Consider the following 4293-nt stretch of genomic DNA (forward strand, 5'->3'; position numbering starts at 1 on the left):
CAGACCTTCTCCGACGAGGCCCAGATCGTCGAGTTGCCGGGCGTAGCGTTCCAGGGCCTCCACCCGCGCGAGCACGGCGGCCTCGCTGGCGGCCAGGGCACGCTCCAGCGGTGCCATGGCCGCGATCACCTCGGGGCTCCTGCCGCCTCTGGCCAGGTGGCGGTGCCTGGCCCGCAGTGCGGAGAGCTTGGTCAGCAGCCGGGCGATCTCCCACTCCTCGGCGGGGAGCATCACCGAGTTGCGCACGCTGTCGAGCATGCCCATGGCGTTGACCCGGGAGCACACGATGAAGTCGATCGCCCGCTGGACCCGGCCGAGCAGGTTTCTGGCGTCGTGGTCGAAGTCCTCCAGGATCAGGAAGTGCCCCTGCCACTGCAGGGAGTGCCGGTACAGGACCCGCTCGATGGAGTCGGCGGGTGAGGGCTTCCTGGCGAGGTAGATCACCGTGAGGATGAGGAGGTAGAAACCGACCAGCAGGGTGAGCACGGCCGCGGACGTCGGGAGCGGGACGGAGCCGAGTGCCAATCCGGCCGCCGCGACCGCCGCCGAGCCGCCGAAGAGCCCTACGAGCACTCCCGGAACCCGGGGATCGTCGTCCCCCCTCGGGACACGTCCGGTGCGAAGGCGATAGAGCAGGGGCCCGTTACGACGGAGGAGTTCGGCGATGTCCCTCGGCACCTCAGGATCGACCACCACGCGCTGCACAGGCTCGCCCCCTTTGCCACGTTTCAAAAGCATAGCGATTAACGGTGTTTCAGGTTATGCGTCCTCCCATGGTGCCTCTTTTGGCGCCTCTTTGCCCGCCGGTGACGCGGGCCAAAAAGGTGATCGTGATGATTGTTCCGGACCGGAGGTCGCGTCAGGCGGGGTCCGGCCGGGGAAGTCCGGGTGAGAGCAGGCGGGGAGGGCCTTTCCCGGGCGCTCCGGCGGACCTCGCGAGGCCGAGGTTGTCGGAGGGGGACCGGGTACGACAAAGTGATCAAAATGAAGGAGCGGTTCGTTTCCGTCGCGGTCCTCGGGCTGGTCGTGTCCGGCTGCGGCTCCGAGGCGTCGCTCGGCCAGAGCGTGCTGGATCAGGCGCGGCGGCAGGGAGCGGCTCCGGAGCTGATCTACGCACTGGATCTGCCGGGGTACCGGCTGGCCGAGCAGTCGGTCGGCGTGATCGGGGACGACGGGTTCGGCGCCTTCTACTTCTCCGGGAGCGCGCGCGTTCAGCTGAGGGTCGACCGCGGCACGTTCGGCGACGCCCGGTGCGCGGACACACCGCTGATGGACGCGGACCCGCCGTCGGCGCCGGTGAGGTGCGAGCGTGACGAGGTGGGCTGGTACCGCTCGGGCGGGGGACGCCATGAGTACACGGCGGTCCGAGCCGATCACCTCATCCGGTTGAACGGCCGTGTCGGCGAGGTCGACCGGGCCGCGCTGAAGGCGGCCGTGGCCGGAGCGCGGCAGGCGATCCCGGACGGTTCCGGGACGCCCTCGCCGCCGCCCGGCCCGGTGGAGCGCGGCGATCTGCCGACCAGCGGCGACGGCGCGCCGAACAACGAGGTGGGACCCGGCGGTTGACCCGCGGGCCGTGCGGGATCCGGACGCCGGGGCCTCGCTCCTGTCGCTCGCGCGGGCGGCACGGTGCGGGTGGCACGGCATTGGGAAACAGAAAATCCCAGGCCAATGGCCTGGGATCTCTCGGTGGACGATACAGGGATTGAACCTGTGACCTCTTCCGTGTCAGGGAAGCGCTCTCCCGCTGAGCTAATCGTCCTCGGGTACCACCAGAGCGGAAGACGGGATTCGAACCCGCGACCCTCACCTTGGCAAGGTGATGCTCTACCACTGAGCCACTTCCGCATTTTGCTTCGGGTTTCCCCTCGGCGCTCGCACAACCCTACCGGATCCCGGGGGGTCCGTAGGTCTTGCGCTGAGGTGGAGACGGGATTTGAACCCGTGTAGACGGCTTTGCAGGCCGTTGCCTCGCCTCTCGGCCACTCCACCAGCCAGATCCTGAAAGGACCTGCCGGAGCGGAAGACGGGATTCGAACCCGCGACCCTCACCTTGGCAAGGTGATGCTCTACCACTGAGCCACTTCCGCGTGCTCCCCGGAGGCGACTCCGGGGCACGTGAAAACTCTAGCGCCTCCGCGGGGCGGATGCGCGCAGGGATCAGGTCTGACGAAGATCTTCATCTGCTGACCGGTTGGACGTCGGAGGCCCGGACGAACATGATCCGGTGCCCGAACTGGATCTGCCGGTAGCGGATCTCGCCCCTGACGACGCGGTGCTCGGCAGGATCGAAGGCGGCCGCCCGCAGGTACGAGGCACGGGTCATCGGGCCGGAGCTGTAGACCTGCCCGGCGGGTATCGAGTACTGCAGCGGGGTCAGGGCCTGCACGGGGACGCCCACGGGGTAGGCGTGCGCCTTCGGATAGGCCCTGCCGTACACCTTGATCGGGGAGTGGCCGGGTCTGGGCGTCACCAGAGGGCCTGACGCGGGCAGGGAGGTGGGGGCCTCGGCGGGGTCGCTGAACCACGCCTTCCGGCCGAGGTACCAGATCGCGGTCCAGCCGTCCCTGCGCTCGGCGAGCGCGTACCGCTGGCCGCTGGAGGCGCGGGCGGCGTGGTCGTAGACGCTGTACGTGGAGTCGCCGGTGGGGTGCTTGCCGATATCGGAGACCAGTGGCGCGGTGTGGGAGGGGCGGGTGTGCAGCCAGACCGAGGAGGCGCCCAGGCTGCGGCACCCTCCAGGACAGCCGGTGAAGTTCGGGCTGTTGGTGCCGTAGTCGGGCTTGATCAGCACCGAGCGCGCGGCGTCACCGCCGGAGGCGCGCAGCGGGCTGCCGAGCAGTTCGAAGTAGTGGCTCCAGTCCCAGTACGGGCCGGGGTCGTCGTGCATGCCGCCCACGGTCTCCGGGGTGGTGCCCGGCACGTTGTCGTGTCCCAGGATGTGCGCCCGGTCGAGAGGGACGTCGTACTTGGCCGCGAGGTGGCGTACCAGCCTGGCCGAGGCCCGGTACATCGCCTCGGTGAACCAGGATCCGCCCCTGGCCAGGTAGCCCTCGTGCTCCAGGCCGATGGAGCGGGAGTTGACGTACCAGTTTCCGGCGTGCCAGCCGATGTCCCTGGCCCGTAGGTGCTGGGCGATGTGGCCGTCGCTGGAGCGGATGGTGAAGTGCCAGCTCAGGTATTCGGGGTCCTTGACCAGGCGGGTCATCGCGTCGTAGCTCGTCTCGCCGTCGTGGATCACGATGTAGTCGATCTTTCGGGGACCGTCGGAGCGGTCGTGGTTGCCGTAGCCGCCGCCCTTGAGTCGCCGGTAGACGGCGGGGAGCCACTCGCAGGAGACGTTCCTCGGGCAGTCGGGCCCCGCAGTGGTTCCCGCAGTGGCCCTCGCAGTGGCCCTCGCGGTGGCCCCCGCAGTGACTTCCGCGACGGGAGCCGCCGCGAGGGCCGCTGTGGGTCTCGCTGTGGGTTTCGCTGTGGGGGCCACTGCGGGTCTCGCCGTGGGCAGGGGAGAGGGGGCCGCGGCGAGCACGGCGGCGATCTTCGTGGCAGGCTCCGTCGCGGGTTTCACGACGATGTCCGTGACGGGTGCGGGGGTGGGGGTGGGGGTGGGGCCGTGCGCGCGGCGCTGTGCCATCGGAGCGGGCGGTTCGGGGAGTGGCGCCCGCGGTGCGGAAAGTCCCGGCGTCGCGGGCAGCACCACCCGTTCGCCGTCGTCGGTCACCCGCGCGGCACCGGCCTGGATCGTCGCGTAGACCTCGTCGGCGAAGGACCGTGCCGCCTCCGTTCCCGCGGCGCCCTCTTCCGGTACGCCGGGATAGCGGGCCACCGCGTCGTACCAGCCCGCCGGGCCGGTGCCGGGGCTCCCGCCGGTGCGGCGCCGGTAGTCGGCGAGCAGCGCGGCACCGCCCATGATGTTGGCGGAGGGGTCCTCACGCAGCCGGCGGAGGGGCAGGCCGGTCAGTTCCGAGGCCCGTCGCAGGGTGTCCTGGGGCGGGGCCGGCGCGACGGGCGGAAGGGCGATCACGCGCGGCCGGGTCTCGTCGCCGCGCGGGTCCTCACCGACGCCGTGCGGCCGGCCCGGCCTGGCCCGGCCGTCGACCAGATGCATCGGGCCGTAGCCGGCGGAGACGCTGGGCAGGCCGCGGTGGCCCTCCCAGCGGGACTCCAGGTAGGAGACCGCGAGCAGCACGCTCTCCGGTACCCCGTACGTCCGCGCCGCCTTCGCGAAGGCGGCCTGCCTGCCGGACCGCGCACCCGTTCCCGCCGATGGCGGCGTGTCGGCGACGGTGCCGG

Annotated in this window: 3 protein-coding genes and 4 tRNA genes; 1 reads left to right on the forward strand and 6 read right to left on the reverse strand. The window is 70.9% G+C overall.

Features of this window, described 5'->3' with window-relative positions; genetic code table 11:
- Nucleotides 1-705: hypothetical protein (locus tag ABZ260_RS47600; RefSeq protein ID WP_355631630.1), on the reverse strand; the 705-nt coding region annotated here is incomplete at its 3' end.
- Nucleotides 706-984: 279 nt separating this feature from the next.
- Here ABZ260_RS47600 and ABZ260_RS47605 point away from each other — a divergent pair.
- Nucleotides 985-1566 (forward strand): hypothetical protein, encoded by a 582-nt coding sequence (locus tag ABZ260_RS47605; RefSeq protein ID WP_350920015.1) that lies wholly within the window; start codon nt 985-987, stop codon nt 1564-1566.
- 124 nt (nt 1567-1690) lie between these two features.
- Here ABZ260_RS47605 and ABZ260_RS47610 read toward each other — a convergent pair.
- The 5 genes from ABZ260_RS47610 to ABZ260_RS47630 form a co-directional block, all read right to left on the reverse strand.
- Nucleotides 1691-1762, reverse strand: a tRNA-Val gene (locus ABZ260_RS47610).
- A gap of 14 nt (nt 1763-1776) precedes the next feature.
- Nucleotides 1777-1848 (reverse strand) — tRNA-Gly (locus ABZ260_RS47615).
- 73 nt (nt 1849-1921) lie between these two features.
- Nucleotides 1922-1992, reverse strand: a tRNA-Cys gene (locus ABZ260_RS47620).
- 26 nt (nt 1993-2018) lie between these two features.
- Nucleotides 2019-2090: transfer RNA gene (locus ABZ260_RS47625), tRNA-Gly, on the reverse strand.
- An 89-nt stretch (nt 2091-2179) separates the two neighbouring features.
- Nucleotides 2180-4293 (reverse strand): N-acetylmuramoyl-L-alanine amidase (locus tag ABZ260_RS47630; protein ID WP_355631633.1); only part of this gene is annotated, 2114 nt, incomplete at its 5' end.

The sequence above is a fragment of the Streptosporangium sp. NPDC006013 genome (genome assembly GCF_040614275.1).
Lineage (GTDB): Bacteria > Actinomycetota > Actinomycetes > Streptosporangiales > Streptosporangiaceae > Streptosporangium.